The following is a 22,322-nucleotide window of genomic DNA, read 5'->3' as shown; positions in this document are numbered from 1 at the left end:
ATCAGCTTGTAGTCAGGTTTTATGCGGCTTCTTCCGACGCGGTTCCGGGCGGCGTTCCCAGGCCCATTTCGGCCAGGCGCGCCTGGATCAGTTCGAGCAATGCCCGGGCGCGCGCGCTGACGGAATGCCGATGGCTGTAGACCCCCAGCAATTGCAGGGGCGCGGGGCGCAGGTCCAGCGGCACCTCGCGCAGTCGCCCGCTGGCCAGGTCCTCCTGGCACGAGCAGGCCGCCAGGATCGCGAAACCGATGCCCTGGCGCGCGCCCATCAGCGCCAGTTCGCCGCTGTTGACGCGGTAGCGGCTGCGCACCGGCACCTTGACGATCTCGCCGGCGGCATCCTCGAATTGCCAGGGCATGCCCTTCAATGCGCTCAGGGTGGTGATGCAGGGCAGGGCCTTGAGCTGGCGCGCCTGGCGCGGCACGCCGACGCGGGCCAGCAGCGCCGGCGCGGCGACCACGATGCTGGGCAGCGTGGCCAGTTCGCGCGTGATGAGGCTGCTGTCGTCCTGGCGGCCCCGATGAAAGACGATCGACAGATCGACGTCCTCGCGCAGCGCGTCGATGCCGTCGAGGCGGGTGTCGCAGGCCAGCTCGATGCCCGGATGGCGGTCGCAGAATTCCGCCAGGATCGGCGCCAGCAGCCGCGGCGCTTCACCTGGCATGCACAGCGTCAGCGGCCCGCGCAGTTCCCGCCGGACCGCGCCCAGTTCCTCTTCGGTGGCGGCAAGCGTGTCCAGCAGCGGCTTGGCCCGCTGGTACAGCAACTGGCCGGCCTCGGTCATGCGCAAATGGCGGGTGCTGCGCTCCAGCAAGCGCGCGCCCAGCCGCCGTTCCAGTCCGGCGACATGGCGGCTGACGTTCGACGACGGCATCGCCAGCCGCCGCGCGGCGCCGGCGAAGCTCTGTTCATCCACGACGGCGGCGTAGACGCGCACGCTGTTCAGATCCAGGGCTTGGCCCATGATTATCCCGATCCAGATATGAAACAAACCCATTTTTCCATACTAGTTATCGGATCCGGTGGAATCTACGATGCGGTTCCCGGTTCCGGCGTGGGACCGGCGCGGGGTTTGATGGAAGGAATCAGCATGGATATCGGAATACTGGGCGGCGGCATCGCTGGCCTGAGCGTGGCGCTGGCATTGCATCGGACCGGCCATCGGCCGCGGGTCTACGAACGCGGGGCCGCGCCGGCCACCATGGGCGCCGGCGTGACGTTATGGCCCAACGCCGGCTTCGTGCTGGACGCGCTCGGCCTGTTGCCGGACGTCGCGGCAGCGGGTGGGCGGCCGCGGGCGATGCGCCGCTACGACAACGCGGGCCATGCCCTGGGCAGCCTCGACATCTCCGCGCTCGACCGATTGATGGGATATCCGACCCACACGATCCTGCGCCGCGACCTGCTGGCCGTGTTGCTGGCGCACGCGGCGCGGGCCGGCATCCCGGCCGAGTACGGCCATCGCGCCGTGGCGATCGAACCCCACGCCGACGGCCGCGCCGCCGCCAGGTTCGAGAATGGCGCCGTGGTGCGCGCGGACCTGCTCGTCGGCGCGGACGGCCGCATGGATTCGGTGGCGCGGCGGTTCGTCGTCGGCGACAACACCCCGGTCTACCAGGGCTTTGTGAACTGGATCGGCATCGCCTCCGGTCCCGGCCTGGCCGAGGACATGGCCATCCAGGACTATTGGGGCGTCGGCGAGCGTTTCGGCTGCGTCGCGGTGCGGCCCGACCTGGTCTATTGGGCGGGGGCCGAGGCCCGGTCGCTGGCCGCCGCGGTCCAGGGGCCCGACCCGCGCGCGGAGGTCGCGGACCGGTTCGCCGGCTGGGCCGACCCGATCGCGCGCCTCATCCAGGCCACGCCCGCCGACGCGGTGCGCCTGATCGCCGTGCACGACCTGGATACCCCGGCGGCCTGGCACCGCGCCAATGTGCTGCTGGTGGGGGACGCCGCGCACGCGCCGCTGCCGACCTCGGGCCAGGGCGCCTGCCAGGCGCTGGAGGACGCCTGGCACCTGGCGCGTTGCCTGGCGGGCGCGCCGCGCGACCTGGACGCGGCCCTGAGCGCCTTCACCGCGCTGCGCCAGCCCAAGACGGCCGCCCTGACCGAGCAGGCCCGCGTGTACGCGCGCGGCCTGTTCGAGCGGGATCCGCAGGCCTGCCGCCTGCGCGACCAGCAGATCAAGGCCGTCGATGCCGGGGCGGCGCTGCGGGCGATGGCGAGCGCCTGGGGGCAGGGATTGGCATGCGGCGGGGGCGGTGAACGGGGATAATGCGGTTTTCCGACCAGGTACCGGCGCGCTTCGCGCCGGGCCGCTCGATAGGGTTTCATCCATGCAAGAGAACACGTCCGCCGCGTCCCGACCGCCGGCGCCGGGCTCATCGTCGCCCAGCCAGACCTGCGCCGCGCTGATCGACGCGCTGCGCACCGACCGCGCCGCGTTGCAGTTGTGGCAAACCGTGGCGCGCCAATACCAGGACAAGCATGCCGAGGTGCTGGCGCCGCTGGAGGTCACCGAGATCGAGCTCAAGGCCAAGTTGGTGTTCTGCTTCGACCATGCCGCCAAGCAGAAGGAGCTGACCAAGGCGGAACGCCAGCTGGTGTCCGAGATTGCCGCGCAATTGGGGCAGGAGACGCTGTTCTCGATCCTGCTGGACGGCACGCCGGCCGAATGCGACATGGAGCGCCTGAAGGCGGTCTACCGCAAGCACAGCGATTCCGACATCGACGCCGAAGTGGCCGAGGAACGCGAGGCCGAGGCGGCCGACAGGGCTGCCTCGGCGCAGGCGCCGGCAGACGAACCGGCCACCGCCGTGACGTTCGCGCCTGACGCGCTGGCGCAGGCCGAGGCCTTGCTGGCCCTGGGGCCGGACGGGTTGGACGGCGTCGCCGAAGACAAGCTGGCGCTGGCCATCCCGGTGCTGCAGGAACGACTGGCCGCCTTGAACCGCGAGCTGGCCGCGTTCGAGCGCGATTTCAAGGCCGAATACCGCTTCGACCCGGAACAGCCGATCGACCCGGCCGACCTGATGGAAGACCTGGATGCCGAAATCGCCGACGTCCAGGACTACATCGGCGAACTGGAGTTCGAGCTGTCGCAGTTCGTCGACATGCAGCAGCTCAAGGCCTGGCTCAAGGCCATGAAGAAGCAGCTGGAAGCGACCCGCCGGCGCGAGGCGCGCGGCTGAGGCCGGGGCCGCCCGTATTTCAGGGCGCCCGGCGCGGTCCGGCGGGCACGATCTTCATCATCGGCGCGGCGGGCTTGGCCACGGCGTCCGCGCGCGGCCGGATCATCCACGGGAAGAAGCGCCACAGGTACAGGCCGAATCCCAGCGCCCAGGCGCCGGCCGAGGCATGCAGCAGGCCCAGCGTGGCGCTGGTGGGCAGCAGGGCAGCCAGCCGCAGCAGCGCCGCCAGGATCACCAGCGCATAGCTCAACACCATGCTGCGGTCGGCGCGCAGCGGCCGGCCCAGGTGGCCCATGGCGGTGCGCGTGGCCATGCCGATGATCAGCACCGAGAACCCGGCTATGCCGATGACGTGCGCCGGCCAGGCGGGCCGCGCCACGTAGCCGGTCAGTTGCGCCGCGCCCACCAGCAGGCCGAGGCCCAGGCCCAGATAACCCGCATACAGGATCCACAGCAGAGGCACGCGGCGCGCGGCCCACGGCTTCCAGGCCAGCCACTGCACCAGCGCCAGGACGCCGGTCACCGCGAGCAGCAGCGCCGCGGCGCGAGGCGCGCCGGCCAGCAGGCAGGCGATGGCCAGCACGCCGGCGCCCAGCTGCCAATGGCCGCTGCGGGTGTGGGGCGGAATCTCCAGGCCGGCGACGGCGCGCTTGGCGAAGAACGGCAGCACGCGGCGCGCGATCAGCAGCGTCAGCACTGCCATGGCCAGCAGGCCGGTGTTGAAGTAGCGCATCAGCGCCAGGTAGTCGCCGGCCAGGGCGGCGCGCAGGTACAACGCATGGGCCGCGGCCAGCGCCAGCAGCAGCAGCGGCACGCCGTAGTTGCGGCGGTTGCGCGTGATCCAGACGGCGCGGGCCAGCGCGGCGGCGGCCCAAACGAAGAACAGCAGGTCGGCGGCCGCGGCGATGGCGAACGCCGTCATGCCGGGCGCCAGGTAGGCGCCGCGCGCCACCAGCCAGACCACACACAGCGCCGCCAGGGGAGCGCCGCGCAACGGATTGCGGCCGGTCCAGTTGGCGCCGGCGGTCATCAGGAAACCGACCGCGATGGTGGCCACGAAGCCCCACAGCATCTCGTGCGCGTGCCAGGGCATGGCGCTCAGCACGCCCGTCAGCCGGGCTGGCGCGAACACCCACAGCAGCACCGAGGCCAGCGCCCAGAAACAGCCGGCCAGGTAGAGGGGGCGAAAGCCCATTTCGGTGAAGGCGCGCCAGTTCGGCCGCGCGGCGCCGTCGGCGGCGGGTTCTTCCAGGGTGAGCAGGGTGGACATGTTGGCCTTTGCGCGGATGGCCGGCGGAGCGGCCTTGAATGTGTATTTGAAATACATATTAACGCCGCCGGACGCTTTCGGCCCATCGCGCGGATTTGATCCCGCGCAAACGCGGCGGCTTTTCCGGGGTGACTAGTCACATCGGCGGCGCCGATATGGTCGGCCGGCGAATGGTGGCGGCGGGCGCGGATGCCTAGGCTTGGGGCTGTCGTATTCCGTGTGCAAAAAAGCGAGAACCACCATGGCATCAACCCACCCCTCGGCCAGCGTGCCCATGCGGGTCCTGGTATCCAGCACCTTCGCCTTCACCATCTGCTTCGCGGTATGGATGATCTTCGCGGTGCTGGGCATTCCCATCAAGACGCAGCTCGGCCTGTCCGAGACCGAATTCGGCCTGCTGGCCGCCATGCCGGTGCTGACCGGCTCCCTGGTGCGCGTGCCGCTGGGCATCTGGACCGACCGCTACGGCGGCCGGCCGGTGTTCTTCGTGCTGATGCTGCTGGCGGTGGTGCCGATCTGGCTGCTGTCCTACGCCACCGAGTACTGGCAATTCCTGGTGCTGGCGCTGTTCGTGGGCCTGACCGGCGGCTCGTTCTCGGTCGGCACGCCCTACGTGGCGCGCTGGTTCCCGCGCAACAAGCAGGGCCTGGCCATGGGCGTGTTCGGCGCCGGCAATTCGGGTTCGGCCATCACCAAGTTCGTGGCGCCGGCGCTGATCGCCGCCGCCGGCGGCGCCTGGGTGATCGTGCCGCAGGTGTACGCGGTGGCGCTCCTGGTGACGGCGATCCTGTTCTGGCTGTTCTCGGCCTCGGATCCGTCGCACCGGGTGGCCGGCGGCGCCAGCCTGAAGGCGCAATTCGCGATGCTGAAGGATCCGCGCGTGTGGCGCTACTGCCAGTACTACTCGGTGGTGTTCGGCGGCTACGTGGCGCTGGCGCTCTGGATGACCAAGTACTACATCGGCGAGTATGGCTTCGACATGAAGCTGGCGGCGCTGCTGGCCGCGTGCTTCTCGCTGCCGGGCGGCGTGCTGCGCGCCATGGGCGGCTGGATCTCGGACCGCTACGGCGCCTACAAGACCACCTGGTGGGTGATGTGGGTGTGCTGGGTGGCGTTCTTCATCCTCAGCTATCCGCAGACCCACTTCACGGTCATGACCACCGGCGGCCCGCGCCAGTTCGACATCGCCCTGGGGCCGACCAGCTTCACCATCCTGCTGTTCATCGTCGGCATCGCCATGGCCATCGGCAAGGCCTCGGTCTTCAAGTTCATCTCGGATGAATTCGGCCAGAACATCGGCGCGGTCTCGGGCATCGTCGGCCTGGCCGGCGGCCTGGGCGGCTTCATCCTGCCGATCCTGTTCGGCGTGCTGCTGGACCTGACCGGCGTGCGTTCCAGCGCCTTCATGCTGCTGTACGGCACGGTCTGCGTCTCGCTCATCTTCATGCATTTCAGTTTCCGGCCCGAAAGCGCCGCCACCGCGCGGCGCCAAGCCGCCTGACCCCAACCGGAGAACACCTATGACTTCCCATGTCCTGGCGCGCTGGGAGCCGGAAAACCCCGGCTTCTGGAAACAGACCGGCGCCCGCATCGCCAACCGCAACCTGTGGATTTCCATTCCCGCGCTGATGCTGGCGTTCAGCATCTGGATGCTGTGGAGCGTGGTGGTGGTCAACCTCGACCGCGCCGGCTTCATGCTGTCCAAGAACCAGATGTTCTGGCTGACCGCGCTGCCGGCCCTGTCGGGCGCCACGCTGCGCATCTTCTATTCGTTCCTGGTGCCGGTGTTCGGCGGCCGCAAGTGGACCGCGATCTCGACCGCCTCGCTGCTGATCCCGGCGCTGGGCATGGGCTTTGCGTTGCGCGACCCGACCACCTCGTTCCCGACGCTGCTGATCCTGGCGCTGCTGTGCGGCCTGGGCGGCGGCAACTTCAGCTCCAGCATGGCCAACATCAGCTTCTTCTTTCCCAAGGACAAGAAAGGCCTGGCCACGGGCCTTAACGCCGGCATCGGCAACCTCGGCGTGTCGCTGGTGCAGTTCGTGGTGCCGGTGGTGATCTCGATGGGCGTGTTCGGCGCCCTCGGCGGCGAGCCGCAGACGATTACCGCCGGCGACGCACAGCGCAGCCTGTGGCTGCAGAACGCCGGCTTCATCTGGGTCATTCCCATCGCGCTGGCCTCGCTGGCGGCATGGTTCGGCATGAACGACATCGCCGATGCGCGCGCCTCGTTCGCCGACCAGGCGGTGATCTTCAAGCGCAAGCACAACTGGCTGATGTGCTGGCTGTATGTCGGCACCTTCGGCTCGTTCATCGGCTTTTCGGCCGGCTTCGCCATGCTGACCAAGACGCTGTTCCCGCAGGTCGATCCGACCACCTACGCCTTCCTGGGGCCGCTGGTCGGCTCGCTGACGCGGCCGGTGGGCGGCTGGGTCTCGGACAAGCTGGGCGGGGCGCGCGTCACGCTGTTCACCTTCATCGGCATGATCGCCGCGGTGCTGGGCGTGGTGATGTTCCTGCCGCTGAACGGGCAGGGCGGCGACTTCAACGGCTTCCTGGCCATGTTCATCGTGCTGTTCGCGCTGACCGGCGTGGGCAACGGCTCGACCTTCCGCATGATTCCGGTGATCTTCCTGCGCGAGCGCACCCAGGCCGCGCACGGCAAGGGCGAGGCCGCGCAGAAGCAGGCCCTGACCGACGCGGCGCGCGAATCGGCCGCGGTGCTGGGCTTTTCCGGCGCGATCGGCGCCTATGGCGGCTTTTTCATCCCGCGCAGCTTCGGCACCTCGCTGGAGCTGACCGGCAGCGCCCAGGCGGCCCTGTATTGCTTCATCGGCTTCTACGCCACCTGCGTGCTGATCACCTGGTGGTACTACGCGCGCCGCAACGCGCCCGTGCCCTGCTGACGGCAGGGTTGGCCGGGGTGACTAGTCACTCTGCCGCGCCCGCCCTGTGCCACCGGCGAATGGTCGGCGGGGCGGGCGACCACTAAAGTGATTTTGACAGCACAGATTGCAGTACGCGCCGGCCGGGCCGGCGCTCTTGGAGAAACGCAATGAGTCATTTTCTGGACCGGTTGAAGTTCATGTCGCGGGTGAAATCCACCTACGCGGACGGTCACGGCGAAGTGGTCAACGAAGACCGCAAGTGGGAAAACGCCTATCGCGCCCGCTGGCAGCACGACAAGGTGGTGCGCTCGACCCACGGGGTCAACTGCACCGGCTCTTGCTCGTGGAAGGTGTACGTCAAGAACGGCCTGATCACCTGGGAAACCCAGCAGACCGACTACCCGCGCACCCGCCCGGACCTGCCCAACCACGAGCCGCGCGGCTGTCCGCGTGGCGCGTCCTACAGCTGGTACGTCTATTCGGCGCAGCGCGTGAAGTACCCGATGATGCGCGGCCGCCTGATGGAAATGTGGCGCGAGGCGCGCAAGACCATGGACCCGATCGCGGCCTGGGAATGGATCAGCCAGGATCCGGCGCGCGCCAGGCGCTACAAGTCGGTGCGCGGCCTGGGCGGCTTCGTGCGCACGGACTGGGACACGGCGACCGAGATGATCGCCGCCGCCAACGCCTACACCATCAAGAAGTTCGGCCCCGACCGCCTCATCGGCTTTTCGCCGATTCCCGCCATGTCGATGGTCAGCTACGCCGCCGGCGCCCGCTACCTGAGCCTGCTGGGCGGCGCCTGCCTGAGCTTCTACGACTGGTACTGCGACCTGCCGCCGGCCAGCCCGCAGATCTGGGGCGAACAGACCGACGTGCCGGAATCGGCCGACTGGTACAACTCGACCTACCTGATGGTGTGGGGCTCGAACGTGCCCCAGACCCGCACCCCGGACGCCCACTTCTACACCGAGGTCCGCTACAAGGGCACCAAGACGGTGGCCGTGTCCAGCGACTTCGGCGAAATGGTCAAGTTCGGCGACATCTGGCTGGCGCCCAAGCAGGGCACCGACGCCGCGCTGGCGATGGCCATGGGCCACGTCATCCTCAAGGAATTCCACCTGTCGGGCGCCTCGGCCTATTTCCGCGACTACGTGCGGCGCTACACCGACATGCCGATGCTGGTGCTGCTCAAGGAGCGCGACGGCTTTTACGCGCCCGATCACTTCCTGCGCGCCTCGCAGCTGGACGGCGCGCTGGGCGAACAGAACAACCCCGACTGGAAGACGCTGGTGTTCGACGAAACCAGCGGCGACCTGGTGGCCCCCAACGGCAGCATCGGCTTTCGCTGGGGCGAGGGTGCGGTCAACGGCGGCGAGAAGGTCGGCCGCTGGAACCTGGAAGCGCGCGACGGCGGCAGCGGCCGCGCGATCGAGCCGCGTCTGAGCCTGGTCGATGGCGCCGACGCCGTGGTCGGCGTGGGTTTCCCGTACTTCGGCGCCGAGCACGACGAGGTGCTGGTGCGCAACGTGCCGGTGCGCCGCATCCGCCTGGCCGATGGCAGCGAGGCCCTGGCGGCCACGGTGTACGACCTGCAGATGGCCAACTACGGCCTGGATCGCGGCCTGGGCGGCGGCAACGTGGCCACGTCCTATGACGACGACGTGCCCTATACCCCGGCCTGGCAGGAAAAGCACACCGGCGTGCCGCGCGCGCAGGTGATCCAGGTGGCGCGCGAGTTCGCCCAGAACGCCCACGATACCGAAGGCAAGTCGATGGTCATCGTCGGCGCCGGCCTGAACCACTGGTATCACATGGACATGATCTACCGCGGCATCATCAACATGCTGATGATGTGCGGCTGCGTCGGCAAGAGCGGCGGCGGCTGGGCCCATTACGTGGGCCAGGAAAAGCTGCGTCCGCAGTTCGGCTGGGCGCCGCTGGCGTTCGCTTCCGACTGGGTGCGTCCGCCGCGCCAGATGAACGGCACCTCGTTCTTCTACGCCCATACCAGCCAGTGGCGCCATGAAAAGCTGAACGTGCAGGAAGTGCTGGGCCCGACCGCCGACCGCGGCCGCTATGGCGACCTCAGCATGATCGACCTGAACGCCCGCGCCGAGCGCATGGGCTGGCTGCCGTCGGCGCCGCAGCTGCGCACCAATCCGCTGGACCTGACCGCGCAGGCCGAAGCCGCCGGCAAGGACCCGGTGGCCCACGCCGTCGAGCAGCTCAAGTCCGGCGAATTGCGCATGTCCTGCGAAGACCCGGACGATCCCGCCAACTTCCCGCGCAACATGTTCGTGTGGCGCTCGAATATCCTGGGCTCCAGCGGCAAGGGCCACGAGTATTTCCTGAAGTACCTGCTGGGCACGCAGAACGCCGTGTTCGGCGACGAGGCCGACGCCATCAAGCCGGTCGAAGTCAACTACCAGGAAGACGCGGCCGAGGGCAAGCTCGACCTGTTGACGGTGCTGGATTTCCGCATGAGCACCACCTGCCTGTACGGTGACATCGTGCTGCCGACGGCCACCTGGTACGAGAAGGACGACCTCAACACGTCCGACATGCACCCCTTCATCCATCCCTTGAGCGAAGCCGTGCAGCCGCTCTGGGAAAGCAAGACCGACTGGGAGATCTACAAGCTGCTGGCCAGGAAGTTCAGCGACATCGGCGGCCCCTACCTGGGCAAGCGCCGCGACCTGGTGCTGACGCCGCTGATGCACGACACCCCGGGGGAACTGGGGCAGGCCTTCGAGCCCAAGGACTGGAAGCTGGGCGAATGCGACCTGGTGCCGGGCAAGACCGCGCCCAACATGACCGTGGTCGAGCGCGACTACAACGACATCTACCGCAAGTTCACCTCGGTCGGTCCGCTGCTGGACAAGCTGGGCAACGGCGGCAAGGGCATCAACTGGAACACCGAGCACGAAGTGGGCGAACTGGCCGGCATCAACGAGCGCGTCGAAGAACCCGGCGTGAGCCAGGGCCGGCCGCGGCTGGACACCGCCATCGACGCCGCCGAAATGATCCTGACCTTCGCGCCCGAGACCAACGGCCACGTGTCGGTCAAGGCCTGGGAAGCGCTGGGCAAGGTCACCGGCCGCGACCACACCCACCTGGCGGTGGGCCGCGAGCACGACAAGATCCGCTTCCGCGACATCCAGGCGCAGCCGCGCAAGATCATCTCGGCGCCGACCTGGTCGGGCCTGGAAAGCGAAGAGGTCAGCTACAACGCCGGCTACACCAACGTGCACGAGCTGATCCCATGGCGCACCCTGACCGGCCGCCAGCAGTTCTACCAGGACCACCGCTGGATGCTGGATTTCGGCGAGGGTTCGTGCGTCTACAAACCGGCCATCGACACCAAGACCGTGGCGCCGATGCTGGGCCGCTATCCCAACGGCGAAAAGGAACTGGTGCTGAACTGGATCACGCCGCACCAGAAGTGGGGCATCCACAGCACCTATTCCGACAACCTGCGCATGCTGACGCTGAGCCGCGGCGGTCCCCACGTGTGGATCTCCGAGGCCGAGGCCAGGCAGGCCGGGCTGGTCGACAACGACTGGGTCGAGGTGTTCAACGTCAACGGCACGCTGACCGCGCGCGTCGTGGTGAGCCAGCGCGTGCCGGTCGGCATGTGCCTGATGTACCACGCGCAGGAAAAGATCGTGAACGTGCCGGGCGCGGAGACCAGCGGCAAGCGCGGCGGCATCCACAACTCGGTGACGCGCACCGTGCTCAAGCCGACCCACATGATCGGCGGCTACGCCCAGCAGGCCTACGGCTTCAACTACTACGGCACCGTGGGCGCCAACCGCGACGAATTCGTGGTGCTGCGCAAGATGAAGAAAGTGGACTGGCTGGAAGGCCCGCTGGTCGAAGATCCCGCCGTCCAAACGCAACAGGAAGAGAAGCAATCATGAGGATACGCGCCCAAATCGGCATGGTGCTGAATCTGGACAAGTGCATCGGCTGCCACACTTGCTCGGTCACCTGCAAGAACGTCTGGACCAGCCGCGACGGCGTCGAGTACGCCTGGTTCAACAACGTCGAGACCAAGCCCGGCATCGGCTATCCCAAGGAATGGGAGAACCAGGAGAAGTGGAAGGGCGGCTGGCGCCGCACGGCGGCCGGCAAGCTGGAACCGCGCCAGGGCGGCAAGCTGCGCATCCTGGCCAACCTGTTCGCCAACCCCAACCTGCCGCAGATCGACGACTACTACGAGCCGTTCACCTTCGACTACGAGCACCTGAAGAACGCGCCGCTGTCGCAGACGCCGCCCACCGCGCGCCCGGTGTCGGTGCTGACCGGCAAGAAGATGGACAAGATCGAATGGGGCCCCAACTGGGAAGACGACCTGGGCGGCGAATTCGCCGCGCGCAGCCGCGACGCCCTGTTCGAGGGCGTGCAGAAGGAGATGTACTCGACCTTCGAGAACACCTTCATGATGTACCTGCCGCGCCTGTGCGAACACTGCCTGAACCCGGCCTGTGTCGCCAGCTGCCCGTCGGGCTCGATCTACAAGCGCGAGGACGACGGCATCGTGCTGGTCGACCAGGACAAGTGCCGCGGCTGGCGCATGTGCATCTCGGGCTGCCCGTACAAGAAGATCTACTACAACTGGCACAGCGGCAAGGCCGAGAAGTGCACCTTCTGCTATCCGCGCATCGAGGCCGGCCAGCCGACCGTGTGCTCGGAAACTTGCGTCGGCCGCATCCGCTACCTGGGCGTCATGCTGTACGACGCCGACCAGATCGAGCGCGCCGCCGCCGTCGGCAACGAGCAGGACCTGTACGAATCGCAGCTGGACCTGTTCCTGGATCCGCACTCGCCCGAGGTGATCGCCGCGGCGCGCGAGCAGGGCATCCCGGAATCCTGGCTGGAAGCCGCGCGCCAGTCGCCGGTCTACAAGATGGCGGTGCAATGGCGCGTCGCCTTCCCGCTGCATCCGGAATACCGCACGCTGCCGATGGTCTGGTACATCCCGCCGCTGTCGCCGATCCAGACCGCGGCCGAGGCCGGCAAGATGCCGCAGCGCACGCTCGGCACCAGCGCCATGATCCCGGACGTGGCCAGCCTGCGCATCCCGGTGCGCTACCTGGCCAACCTGCTGACCGCGGGCAAGGAAGCCCCGGTGCTGCAGGCGCTGGAGCGGATGCTGGCGATGCGCGCCTACAAGCGCGCCGAGACCGTGCACGGCGAACACGACACGGCCCTGCTGGAACAGGTCGGCCTGTCAGAAGAAACCGTGCAGGACATGTACCGCATCATGGCCATCGCCAACTACGAGGACCGCTTCGTGGTGCCCAGCAGCCACAAGGAAATCGTCGAGGACAGCTTCAACGAGAAGGGCAGCTGCGGCTTCACCTTCGGCAACGGCTGCTCGGGCGGCGTCTCGGAAGGCACGCTGTTCGGCCGCAAGCCGCAGGGCAGCGAGATCTTCATCGACATGCCGAAGTCGCGCAAGAAGGCCGCGGCCTGAGACCGGAGAACATCATGAGCCTTTATCGACTGCTTTCCGCGCTGCTCTGCTACCCCGAACAGGAACTGCTGGACGCCCTGACCGAGGTCGAGGCCGCCCTGGCCGCCCATCCCGAGGCCGAGGAAACCCTGCAACCGCTGATCGGCCACCTGGCCAGCCAGGACCTGATCGCGCTGCAGGAGACCTACGTCGCCACCTTCGACCGCAACCGCGCCCATTCGCTGCACCTGTTCGAGCACGTGCACGGCGAAAGCCGCGACCGTGGCCAGGCCATGGTCGACCTGCTCGAGACCTACCGCCAGCACGGCTTCGAACCGGTGGTGTCGGAACTGCCGGACCACGTGCCGTTGTTCCTGGAGTTCCTGGGCGTGATCGACCCGGCCGTGGCGCGGGACCTGCTGGACGACGCCATCCACGTGCTGGCCGCCATCGGTTCGCGCCTGGCGCGCAACGAGAGCCCCTACGCCAGCGTCTTCGTCGTGCTGCGCGGCCTGTCGCGGGTCACGCCGCGCGAGCAGACCGCGCCGCCGGTGCGCGACATGGACGAAGCCATGGAGACCTTCGGCGCCGGCGCCGACGGCGTCGAGCCGCTGCTGCGCCCGTTCTCGGGCGACGGCGCGCAGGCCGTGCGCTTCTATCCCCGCGCGCCGGCGACCCGCTAATTTCCAGGACACGCATCATGAATTCCCTGAACCAGTTCTTCTTCGGCATCTACCCCTACATTGCCCTGACGGTGTTCCTGCTGGGCAGCCTGGCGCGCTTCGAGCGCGAGCAGTACACCTGGAAGACCGACAGCTCGCAGCTGCTGCATCGCGGCCAGCTGCGGCTGGGCAACATCCTGTTCCACGTCGGCATCCTGGGGCTGTTCTTCGGCCACCTGGCGGGCCTGTTGACCCCGGTGGTGGTGTGGGACACGCTCGGCGTGTCGCACACGCTCAAGCAGACCGTCGCCATGGTGGCCGGCGGCGTCATGGGCGGGCTGTGCCTGATCGGCCTGCTGATCCTGATCCACCGCCGCCTGAGCGACCCGCGCATCCGCAAGACCACCCGGCCCGGCGACAAGCTGTTGCTGCTGTGGATCCTGGTGACGCTGCTGCTGGGCCTGTCGACCATCGCGCTGTCGGCCGGCCACATGGATGGCGAGATGATGGTGCGCCTGATGAACTGGGCGCAGCACATCGTGACCTTCCGCGGCGACGCCGCCAGCTTCGTGGCCGACGTGCCGCCGCTATTCAAGGCGCACCTGTTCATGGGCCTGACCCTGTTCGTGATCTTCCCGTTCACGCGCCTGGTGCACGTCTGGAGCGGCTTCGCCTCGGTCGGCTACCTGGGCCGCGCCTGGCAACTGGTGCGTCCGCGCTGACCCGAGGAGGCCGACATGCCTGTGACGATCAATGGCGTCGAACTGACCGACGCCGACATGGAGCACGAACTGCCGCTGCACGCGGACGCGCCCAACCCGATGCGCGCCGCCACCACCGCGCTGGTGCTGCGCCGGGTGCTGCGGGACGAGGCCGCGCGGCAGGGGTTGGATCTCGCTTCGGAAGAGGACGCCATCGGCGTCCTGCTGGAACGCCACGCGCCGGCGCCCGAGGCCGACGAGGCGGCCTGCCGCCGCTACTACCAGGCCAATCCGCAGCGCTTCATCGTTGGCGAGCTGATCGAGGCCGACCACATCCTGTTCCAGGTCACCCCCGGGGTCAACCTGGACATGCTGCGGGCCCACGCCAGCGCGGTGCTGGCGGACCTGCTGGCCGACCCCTCCGGCTTTGCCGAGGTGGCGCGGCGGCAGTCCAACTGCCCGTCGGCGGCGGTGGGCGGCAACCTGGGGCAGCTGGGGCGCGGCGACACCGTGCCGGAATTCGAGAAGGCCGTGTTCGCCCTGCCGGCCGGCGGCCTGCTGCCGCAGGTGCTGGAAACCCGTCACGGGCTGCACATCGTGCGGGTGACGCGGCGCATCGAAGGACGCCTGCTGCCGTTCGAGCAGGTGCGCGAATCGATCGCCTCGGCCCTGGCCGCCGCCAGCCGCGACACCGCCTGGCGCCAGTACGCCAGGCTGCTGGTGGATCGCGCCGACGTGCGCGGCATCGACCTGGGCGGCGCCGAGGACGACCGGGTGTTCGGGAGCCCGTCATGACACCCGCGCCCGCCCTGGCGGCGGTCCCGGTGGCCAGCGGGACCGCGGCGCCCGCCGAGCCCCTGGGGCTGGTCGACAGCTTCGGCCGCCGCATCGATTACCTGCGGGTCTCGGTCACCGACCGTTGCGACCTGCGCTGCGGCTACTGCATGCCCAAGGGCTTCAAGGGCTTCGAGGAGCCCGCCAACTGGTTGCGCCATGACGAAATGGCGCGCCTGGCGGGCCTGTTCGCCGGCCTGGGCGTGCGCCGCTTGCGGCTGACCGGCGGCGAGCCGCTGCTGCGCCGCGGCGTGGCCGGCCTGGCCGCCGCCATCGCGGCGCTGCCGGGGGTGGACGACCTGTCGCTGTCGACCAACGGCACCCAGCTGGCGCGCCATGCCGCCGCCTTGCGGGCGGCGGGCGTGCACCGCCTGAACATCAGCCTGGACACCCTGGACGCGGCCGAGTTCGGTCGCATCACCGGACGCGATTGCCTGGATGCCGTGCTGGCCGGGCTGCGGGCCGCGCGCGAGGCCGGTTTCGCGCCGATCAAGCTCAACAGCGTGGTGCATGCCGCCACGCCCGAGGCCGACGTGCGCCGGCTGCTGGACTACGCGCTGGCGCAAGGCTTCATCCTGCGCCTGATCGAGCCGATGCCGGTGGGCGATTGCGGCCGCCGCTATGCCCATGCCGACCTCGGCGAGCTGGGCGCGCGGCTGGCGGCCGACGCCGGCCTGGTGCCGGCGCTGGCGGGCCAGGGCGCGGGCCCGGCGCGCTACTGGAGCAGCGGCGGCGGCGCGCCGGTGCTGGGCGTCATCACGCCCATGTCGCGCCATTTCTGCGCCGCCTGCAACCGCGTGCGGCTGGGCGTGGACGGCACCCTCTACCTGTGCCTGGGCCAGGAAGACCAGGTGCCGCTGGGGCGGCTGCTGCGCGAGGGCGCCAGCGACGCCGACCTGGAACGAGCGATCCGCGCCGGCATCGCCGCCAAGCCGGAACGCCACGAATTCACCACCCGGCCCGAGCGCATCGTGCGTTTCATGTCGCAGACCGGAGGCTGAACCATGCGCGACATCGAACGGCTGGTGGACGGCTTCCAGCGCTTCCAGCATCAATACTACGAAGAGGCGCCATCGCTGTACCGCAACCTGCGCGACGGCCAGCACCCCAGCACGCTGCTGGTGGGCTGCTGCGATTCGCGGGTCGATCCGGCCATGCTGCTGGGCTGCGATCCGGGCGACATCTTCACCGTGCGCAACGTCGCCAACTTGGTGCCGCCGCCCGACCGCGACCAGGGCCACCACGGCGTGCTGGCCGCTATCCAGTTCGCGGTCGAGCAGCTCAAGGTCAGCCGCATCATCGTGCTGGGCCATGCCCAGTGCGGCGGCATCCGCGCGCTGATGGAGCGTCCGGCGCTCGGCGGCGGCGAGCCGGACTACCTGGACCGCTGGATGGATATCGCCGAGCCGGCGCGCCTGCGCGTGTTGAGCGAGATGCCGACGGCGTCGCTGGCGGAACACCGGCGCGCCTGCGAGCAGGCCTCCATCCTGATCTCGCTGCGCAACCTGGAGCGCCTGCCGTGCGTGCAGCGGCGCCTGCAGGCCGGCGACCTGACCCTGCACGGCTGGTACTTCGACCTGGTGGCGGGCGCTTTGCTGGCATACTCGGCCCGGGCGGACGCGTTCCTGCCCATTGTCTGTCCCTTGTTCACGGAGCCCGCATGACCCCGTTTTCGGCATTGCCGGCCGCTCAGGCAGCGGCAAGACCACCCTGATCGAGGCCATGCTGCCGCTGCTGCGCGCGCGCGGCCTGAAGGTCAGCGTCATCAAGCACAGCCACCACGACTTCGAGATGGAGCCGCCCGGCAAGGACAGCGCGCGTTTCCGCCAGGCCGGGGCGCAGGAGGTGATGGTGGCGTCGCCGTTCCGCTATGCCATCGTGCACGAGCTGCGCGGGGCGCCGGAGCCGTCGCTGCAAGAGCAGTTGCTGCGCCTGGCGCCGGCCGACCTGGTGCTGGTGGAGGGTTTCAAGCAGGCGGCCATTCCCCGCATCGAGGTCTACCGTCCGGCGCTGGGCAAGCCGCCGCTGCATGCCGAGGACGCCGGCTTCCTGGCGATCGTGACCGACGCGGCGCTGGCCACGGACCTGCCTTGCCTGCCCCTGAACGACCCGGCCGCGGTGGCCGATTTCATCATCCGGGCGGTGCGGCAGGGTTGAGCGGAACGACTACACTGGAGTCTGCCAGCCGCGCGGCGTGCGCCTCAAGGCTGGCAATCGCCCAACCCGCTTCAGGCACGCCCGCGCGCAAGCCCAGTCCATGACCACACCCGATTCCCCCTCCGACGCCCAGGGCCTGCCGTCGCCACGCCACCGGCTGTCGACGCGCATCGTCGCCAGTTCGCTGCTGGCGTTGATCGTGGTGCTCGGCATGATCGGCCTGACGCTGTGGCTGTCGTGGCAGCTGGAAGGCGCGGGCGCGGCCATCAACGACACCGGCAGCCTGCGCATGCGCGCCAACCGGGTCGCGGTGGAGCTGATGCGGCCCGAGGCCGGGCGCCAGGCGCGCACCGAAGAGCAGGTGCAGTTGATGGACGACACCATCGCCCGCCTGGCGCGCGGCAATCCGGCCCGGCCGCTGTTCATTCCCAACGATCCGACCATCCGCCAGCATTGGCTGGGCGTGGCCGACTACTGGCGCGACATCATGCGGCCGGCGGCAATGCGCGCCATCGCCCGCGAGGACGCGGCCGAATACCTGGAGACGCTGCCCGATTTCGTTGCCCGCGCCGACGAGCTGGTGCGCATGATCGAGCAGGACAACGCCGGCAAGACCACCTCGCTGCGGCTGTCGCAGGGCGTGCTGGCGGCCATCGCCAGCGCCGGCACCCTGGCCATGATCTACCTGCTGTACCTGTGGATCATCGCGCCCGTGCTGCGCCTGCGCGACGGCCTGCAGCGCATGGCGGCGCGCGAGTTCAGCACCCGCCTGCCGGTCGAGAGCCAGGATGAATTCGGCGTGCTGGCGCGCGGCTTCAACCGCATGGCCGACGAATTGCAGAGCCTGTACACCGGCCTGGAACAGCGGGTGGGCGAAAAGACCGCCCAGCTCGCGGCGCAGAACCGCGACATCGGCGCGCTGTACGACATGGCGGCGTTCCTGAACCAGCCCAACGAGATCGAGGCAATGTGCCAGGGCTTCCTGCGCCGCGTCATGCTGCAGTTCGACGCCGAGGGCGGCAGCATCCGCGCGCTCGACCCGAACAACGAAAAGCTCAACCTGGTGGTGTCGGTGGGCCTGTCCGAGGAACTGGTCGAATCCGAGCACTGCATGCGGGTCGACGACTGCTATTGCGGCGTGGCCACGCGCCAGGCCGGCGTCGTCGTGATCCAGGATTTTCGCCAGGCGCCACCGCAGATGGACCTGAACTGCCAGCGCGACGGCTTCGCCAGCGTGGCGGTGTTCCGCATCGTCACGCGCGACGAGGTGCTGGGCTCGTACTCGCTGCATTTCCGCAGCCAGCGCAAGCTGGCGCCGTCCGACTCGCAACTGCTCGAAACCCTGGGGCAGCACCTGGGCGTGGCGCTGGACAACCGCCGCCTGGGCGCCCAGGCGCGCCAGCTGGCGGTGGTGCAGGAGCGCGGCCTGGTGGCGCAGGGGCTGCACGACAGCCTGGCGCAGGGCTTGAACTTCCTGAACCTGCAATTGCAGCTGCTGGACGCGGCCGTCAAGCGCGGCGACCAGGCCGAGGTCGAGGAAATCCTGCCGCTGCTGCGCACCGGCGTGGACGAAAGCTACAAGGACGTGCGCGAGCTGCTCACCAACTTCCGCGACAAGCTGGGCCAGGGCGACCTGAAGGCCGCCATCCAGGACACAGTCGAACGTTTCCGCCGCCAGACCGGCATGGCCACCGAGCTGGCCTTCAGCCAGGGCGTCGGCGCGCCGCTGGCCCCGGAGCAGCAATTGCAGGTGCTGTTCATCCTGCAGGAAGCGCTGTCGAATGTGCGCAAGCATTCCGAGGCCGACCGGGTCGACGTGGTGGTGCGCAACGACCGCGATTTCAACCTGCTGATCGCCGACAACGGCCAGGGCTACGATCCGGACGAAGTGGCGCAGCGCGGCGAGGCCCACGTCGGCCTGCACATCATGCGCGAACGCGCCGCCCGGATGCATGCCTTGATTACAATGAAATCCCGGCCCGGCGGCGGCACGCGCATTGCCTTGACGTTGCCCGACGCCGAACGCCAGGCCGCCTGACCCTTTCAAGACCATGCCCATCCGTATCCTGCTCGTCGATGACCACACCCTGTTCCGTTCGGGCATGCGCCTGCTGTTGCAGCGCCAGCCCGATTTCGAGATCGTGGCCGAGGCCGGCGATGGCGTCGAAGGCCTGAAGCGTGCCAAGGAACTCAAGCCCGACGTGGTGCTGCTGGACCTGAACATGCCGGGCCTGTCGGGGCTGGAGACGCTGCAACTGCTGACGCAGGATCTGCCTTCCTGTGCGGTGATCATCCTCACTGTGTCGGAAGAAGCCGACGAACTGGGCCAGGCGCTGCGCGACGGCGCCCGCGGCTATCTGCTCAAGAACATCGACGCCGAGGCCCTGACGTCGGCCATCCGCCGCGCCGCGGCCGGCGAACCCGTCATCGCCGAGAGCATGACGGCCAAGCTGGTCGAACAATTCCGCGGCCAGGCCAGCCTGGCCGCGCAGGCGCCGGCCGGCCAGGCCGAACGCCATCGCCTGACGGCGCGTGAACGCCAGATCGTGCAGTGCCTGGCGCGCGGCGCCAGCAACAAGGTCATCGCGCGCGAACTCGACGTCAGCGAAAGCACGGTCAAGATCCACGTGCAGAACGTGTTGAAGAAGCTGAACCTCACCAGCCGCGTGCAGGTCGCGGTCTACGCCGTCGAGCACGGCCTGCACGGCGACGATCCGGCCTGAAATCGCGCGGCGTGGCGCGCCGCCGCGGGACGGTTTGATCTGCGACAAGGCCACCCGCCGCGCCGGCCCCTAGACTGGCCGGCATGCAAACCCGAACCTCCCCCCTGGAACTCGTTGCGCCGGCCGGCAGCCTGGCCGCGCTGAAGGCGGCGATCGAGGCAGGCGCAGACACCGTCTACCTGGGCCTGAAGAACGCCACCAACGCCCGCAACTTCGCCGGGCTCAATTTCACCGAAAGCGACATCCGCGCCGGCGTCGAACTGGCGCACAGCCGGCAACGCAAGGTGCTGTTCGCCATCAACACCTTCGTGCAGGCCGGCCGCGGCCATGAATGGCGCGAGGCGGTCGATGCCGCGCACGGGCTGGGCGCGGATGCGGTCATCATGGCCGATGCCGGCCTGCTGGCGTACGCCCGCGACCGCTATCCCGACCTGCGCCTGCACCTGTCGGTGCAGGGCTCGGCCACCCACACCGACGCCATCGAACTCATGAAGGAGCAATTCGGCATCCACCGGGTGGTGCTGCCGCGCGTGCTGACGCTGGCCGAGATCGCCCGCATCTGCGCCAACGTCAGCGTCGAGGTCGAGGTGTTCGGCTTCGGCAGCCTGTGCGTCATGGCCGAAGGGCGCTGCCTGTTGTCGTCGTACGCCACGGGCGATTCGCCCAACAACAAGGGCGTCTGTTCGCCCGCCAGCGCGGTGCGCTGGGTCGAGCAGGACGGCCGCCTGGATGCGCGCCTGAACGGTATCCTGATCGACCGCTATGGGCCTGGCGAGGCCGCCGCCTATCCGACGCTGTGCAAGGGGCGCTTCGAGGTCGACGGCCATGCCGACCATGCGCTGGAGGAACCGACCAGCCTGAACGCCATCGGCCTCTTGCCCAAACTGGCCGAGATGGGCGTGGCGGCGATCAAGATAGAAGGGCGCCAGCGCAGCCCGGCCTACGTCACGCAGGTGGTGTCCACGCTGCGCGCCGCGCTCGACAGCGCGCACGCCGATCCCAACCGCTACTCCCCACGTCCCGAATGGAACGCCATGCTGGCGCGCCATGCCGAGGGATCCCAAGTCACGCAAGGCGCATTCGAACGTCCATGGAAATGAAACCCAAGGCTTTCCGCATCTCGGTCGGACCGTTGCTGTACTACTGGCCGCGCCAGCGCACGCTGGAGTTCTACGCGGCGCTGGCCGACAGCCCGGCCGACATCCTCTACATCGGCGAAACCGTCTGTAGCCGGCGCCATGAACTGCGCGCCGACGACTGGCTCGACCTGGCGCGCGACCTCGCCGCGACCGGCAAGGAAGTGGTGTTGTCCGGCCGCACCCTGATCGAGACCGGCGCCGAGGCCTCGGCGCTGAGACGCCTGTGCGAGCAGCAGGATTTCATGGTCGAGGCCGGCGAGGCCGGCGCCATGCGCCACCTGGGCGGCCGCCCGTTCGTGGCAGGTCCGCACATGAATGCCTACCACGGCGGCACGCTGGAATGGCTGGCCGCGCGCGGCGCGACCCGCTTCGTGGCGCCGCTGGAAATGCACGTCAATGCGCTGGCGCGGCTGCTGGCCGAGCGGCCGGCCGGGTTGCAGGCCGAGATCATGGTGTGGGGCCGCATGGCGCTGGCGTTCTCGGCGCGCTGCTTCACCGCGCGCCACTTCCGGTTGAAGAAGGACGAGTGCGGCTTCCGCTGCATCGAGCATCCCGATGGGCTGGACATGCGCACGCGTGAATCGCGCGAGTTCCTGGCGATCAACGGCATCCAGGTGCAGTCGGCCGCCTGTCTCGACCTGCTGGACCAGGCCGCGTACCTGGCCGACATGGGCGCCGACGTGCTGCGCGTCAGCCCGCAGTCGGCCGGCACGCTCGAAGCCATCGCGGCGCTGGACGCCGCGCGCGGCGGCCGCGCGCCGGAAACGGTGCAGCCGCCGGCCGGCATCGGCCGCTGCAATGGCTATTTCCATGGCCAGTCGGGGATCGCCTGGCAGGAGGGGCTATGAGCGACAGCCGATTCGCCGTGCCGGGCCTGGTCGCGCGCCTGGGGCGGCGGTTGCCCGCGCCGCTGGTGTCGCTGCACTTCGTCGCCGGGCTGGAGTTGGCGCGGCGCCTGAACTGGCTCAGCCCGCCACCGGAACTGGAGGGCCGCAGCTTCGCCATCACCATCGAGGACCTGGGCCTGTGCAGCCGCTTCACCGTGCGCGGCGGCGCCTTTCGCCCGATGTGGAACCGCGAGCCTTGCGAACTGGAACTGGGCGCGGGCGTTGGGGAACTGCTGGCGTTGATGCGCGGCGAGACTGATGCGGACACTTTGTTCTTCCAGCGTCGGCTGCGTATCTCCGGCGACACCGAACTGGGGTTGATCGTCAAGAACTGGCTGGATGCGGCGCCGCGTCCGGCGTGGCTGGAACGGCTGGGCGCAGGGGGCCAATAGGCTTGGCCGCGAAGGCGGCA

The 22,322-nt window shown here is 68.9% G+C and carries 19 protein-coding genes; 17 read left to right on the top strand and 2 right to left on the bottom strand.

What is annotated here, in order from left to right:
* Nucleotides 1-19 precede the first annotated feature (19 nt).
* Nucleotides 20-964: a LysR family transcriptional regulator gene (locus tag AT699_RS15205; protein ID WP_054498881.1), complete on the bottom strand. Its 945-nt coding sequence runs from the start codon at nt 962-964 to the stop codon at nt 20-22.
* Between the two features lie 126 nt (nt 965-1,090).
* Here AT699_RS15205 and AT699_RS15200 point away from each other — a divergent pair, with 126 nt between their 5' ends.
* Nucleotides 1,091-2,272, top strand: coding sequence for an FAD-dependent oxidoreductase (locus tag AT699_RS15200; RefSeq protein ID WP_024068981.1), 1,182 nt, complete (start codon nt 1,091-1,093; stop codon nt 2,270-2,272).
* Nucleotides 2,273-2,333: 61 nt separating this feature from the next.
* On the top strand, nt 2,334-3,188 hold the full coding sequence (locus tag AT699_RS15195) for a hypothetical protein (RefSeq protein WP_024068980.1): 855 nt from the start codon (nt 2,334-2,336) through the stop codon (nt 3,186-3,188).
* Between the two features lie 19 nt (nt 3,189-3,207).
* Here AT699_RS15195 and AT699_RS15190 read toward each other — a convergent pair whose 3' ends face one another.
* Entirely contained in the window at nt 3,208-4,458 is a 1,251-nt protein-coding gene (locus AT699_RS15190) for an NnrS family protein (protein ID WP_058207599.1), read from the bottom strand.
* Nucleotides 4,459-4,699: 241 nt separating this feature from the next.
* On the opposite strand from AT699_RS15190, the gene AT699_RS15185 reads away from it, so the two are divergent.
* The 15 genes from AT699_RS15185 (at nt 4,700) to ubiT (ending at nt 22,302) form a co-directional block, all read left to right on the top strand.
* The gene (locus tag AT699_RS15185) at nt 4,700-5,959 is read left to right on the top strand and encodes an MFS transporter (RefSeq protein ID WP_058207323.1); all 1,260 of its coding nucleotides are present in this window, start codon (nt 4,700-4,702) and stop codon (nt 5,957-5,959) included.
* 19 nt (nt 5,960-5,978) lie between these two features.
* Entirely contained in the window at nt 5,979-7,364 is a 1,386-nt protein-coding gene (locus tag AT699_RS15180; RefSeq protein ID WP_024068977.1) for a NarK family nitrate/nitrite MFS transporter, read from the top strand.
* Between the two features lie 149 nt (nt 7,365-7,513).
* Nucleotides 7,514-11,269, top strand: a complete 3,756-nt coding sequence (locus tag AT699_RS15175; RefSeq protein ID WP_024068976.1) for a nitrate reductase subunit alpha — start codon at nt 7,514-7,516, stop codon at nt 11,267-11,269.
* Nucleotides 11,266-12,828 carry a nitrate reductase subunit beta gene (gene narH / locus AT699_RS15170; RefSeq protein WP_020927845.1) on the top strand — a complete coding sequence of 521 codons (1,563 nt, stop codon included), beginning with the start codon at nt 11,266-11,268 and terminating at the stop codon, nt 12,826-12,828. Before AT699_RS15175 ends, narH begins: the two co-directional genes overlap by 4 nt.
* A gap of 14 nt (nt 12,829-12,842) precedes the next feature.
* Nucleotides 12,843-13,490, top strand: coding sequence for a nitrate reductase molybdenum cofactor assembly chaperone (gene narJ / locus AT699_RS15165; protein WP_020927844.1), 648 nt, complete (start codon nt 12,843-12,845; stop codon nt 13,488-13,490).
* 17 nt (nt 13,491-13,507) lie between these two features.
* On the top strand, nt 13,508-14,191 hold the full coding sequence (gene narI, locus AT699_RS15160; RefSeq protein ID WP_006386093.1) for a respiratory nitrate reductase subunit gamma: 684 nt from the start codon (nt 13,508-13,510) through the stop codon (nt 14,189-14,191).
* A gap of 15 nt (nt 14,192-14,206) precedes the next feature.
* A complete protein-coding gene (locus tag AT699_RS15155) occupies nt 14,207-14,965 on the top strand; it encodes a peptidylprolyl isomerase (RefSeq protein ID WP_058207322.1) in 759 nt (252 codons plus the stop codon).
* Nucleotides 14,962-16,005, top strand: coding sequence for a GTP 3',8-cyclase MoaA (gene moaA / locus AT699_RS15150; protein ID WP_024068974.1), 1,044 nt, complete (start codon nt 14,962-14,964; stop codon nt 16,003-16,005). Before AT699_RS15155 ends, moaA begins: the two co-directional genes overlap by 4 nt.
* A 3-nt stretch (nt 16,006-16,008) precedes the next feature.
* Entirely contained in the window at nt 16,009-16,668 is a 660-nt protein-coding gene (locus AT699_RS15145; protein WP_024068973.1) for a carbonic anhydrase, read from the top strand.
* Nucleotides 16,637-17,161, top strand: a complete 525-nt coding sequence (mobB, locus tag AT699_RS15140) for a molybdopterin-guanine dinucleotide biosynthesis protein B (protein WP_058207321.1) — start codon at nt 16,637-16,639, stop codon at nt 17,159-17,161. Before AT699_RS15145 ends, mobB begins: the two co-directional genes overlap by 32 nt.
* Before the next feature lie 100 nt (nt 17,162-17,261).
* Nucleotides 17,262-19,199, top strand: coding sequence for a type IV pili methyl-accepting chemotaxis transducer N-terminal domain-containing protein (locus AT699_RS15135; RefSeq protein ID WP_024068970.1), 1,938 nt, complete (start codon nt 17,262-17,264; stop codon nt 19,197-19,199).
* Between the two features lie 13 nt (nt 19,200-19,212).
* Nucleotides 19,213-19,884, top strand: a complete 672-nt coding sequence (locus AT699_RS15130) for a response regulator (RefSeq protein ID WP_006386087.1) — start codon at nt 19,213-19,215, stop codon at nt 19,882-19,884.
* Between the two features lie 83 nt (nt 19,885-19,967).
* Nucleotides 19,968-20,984: a ubiquinone anaerobic biosynthesis protein UbiU gene (gene ubiU / locus AT699_RS15125; protein ID WP_024068969.1), complete on the top strand. Its 1,017-nt coding sequence runs from the start codon at nt 19,968-19,970 to the stop codon at nt 20,982-20,984.
* Entirely contained in the window at nt 20,981-21,871 is an 891-nt protein-coding gene (locus tag AT699_RS15120; RefSeq protein ID WP_045953553.1) for a U32 family peptidase, read from the top strand. Before ubiU ends, AT699_RS15120 begins: the two co-directional genes overlap by 4 nt.
* Nucleotides 21,868-22,302, top strand: coding sequence for a ubiquinone anaerobic biosynthesis accessory factor UbiT (ubiT, locus tag AT699_RS15115; RefSeq protein ID WP_024068968.1), 435 nt, complete (start codon nt 21,868-21,870; stop codon nt 22,300-22,302). The genes AT699_RS15120 and ubiT overlap by 4 nt, the downstream gene beginning before the upstream one ends.
* Nucleotides 22,303-22,322 lie beyond the last annotated feature (20 nt).

Source organism: Achromobacter xylosoxidans (assembly GCF_001457475.1).
Classification (GTDB): Bacteria; Pseudomonadota; Gammaproteobacteria; order Burkholderiales; family Burkholderiaceae_B; genus Achromobacter; species Achromobacter xylosoxidans.
This window is presented reverse-complemented; position numbering and strand designations above follow the sequence as displayed.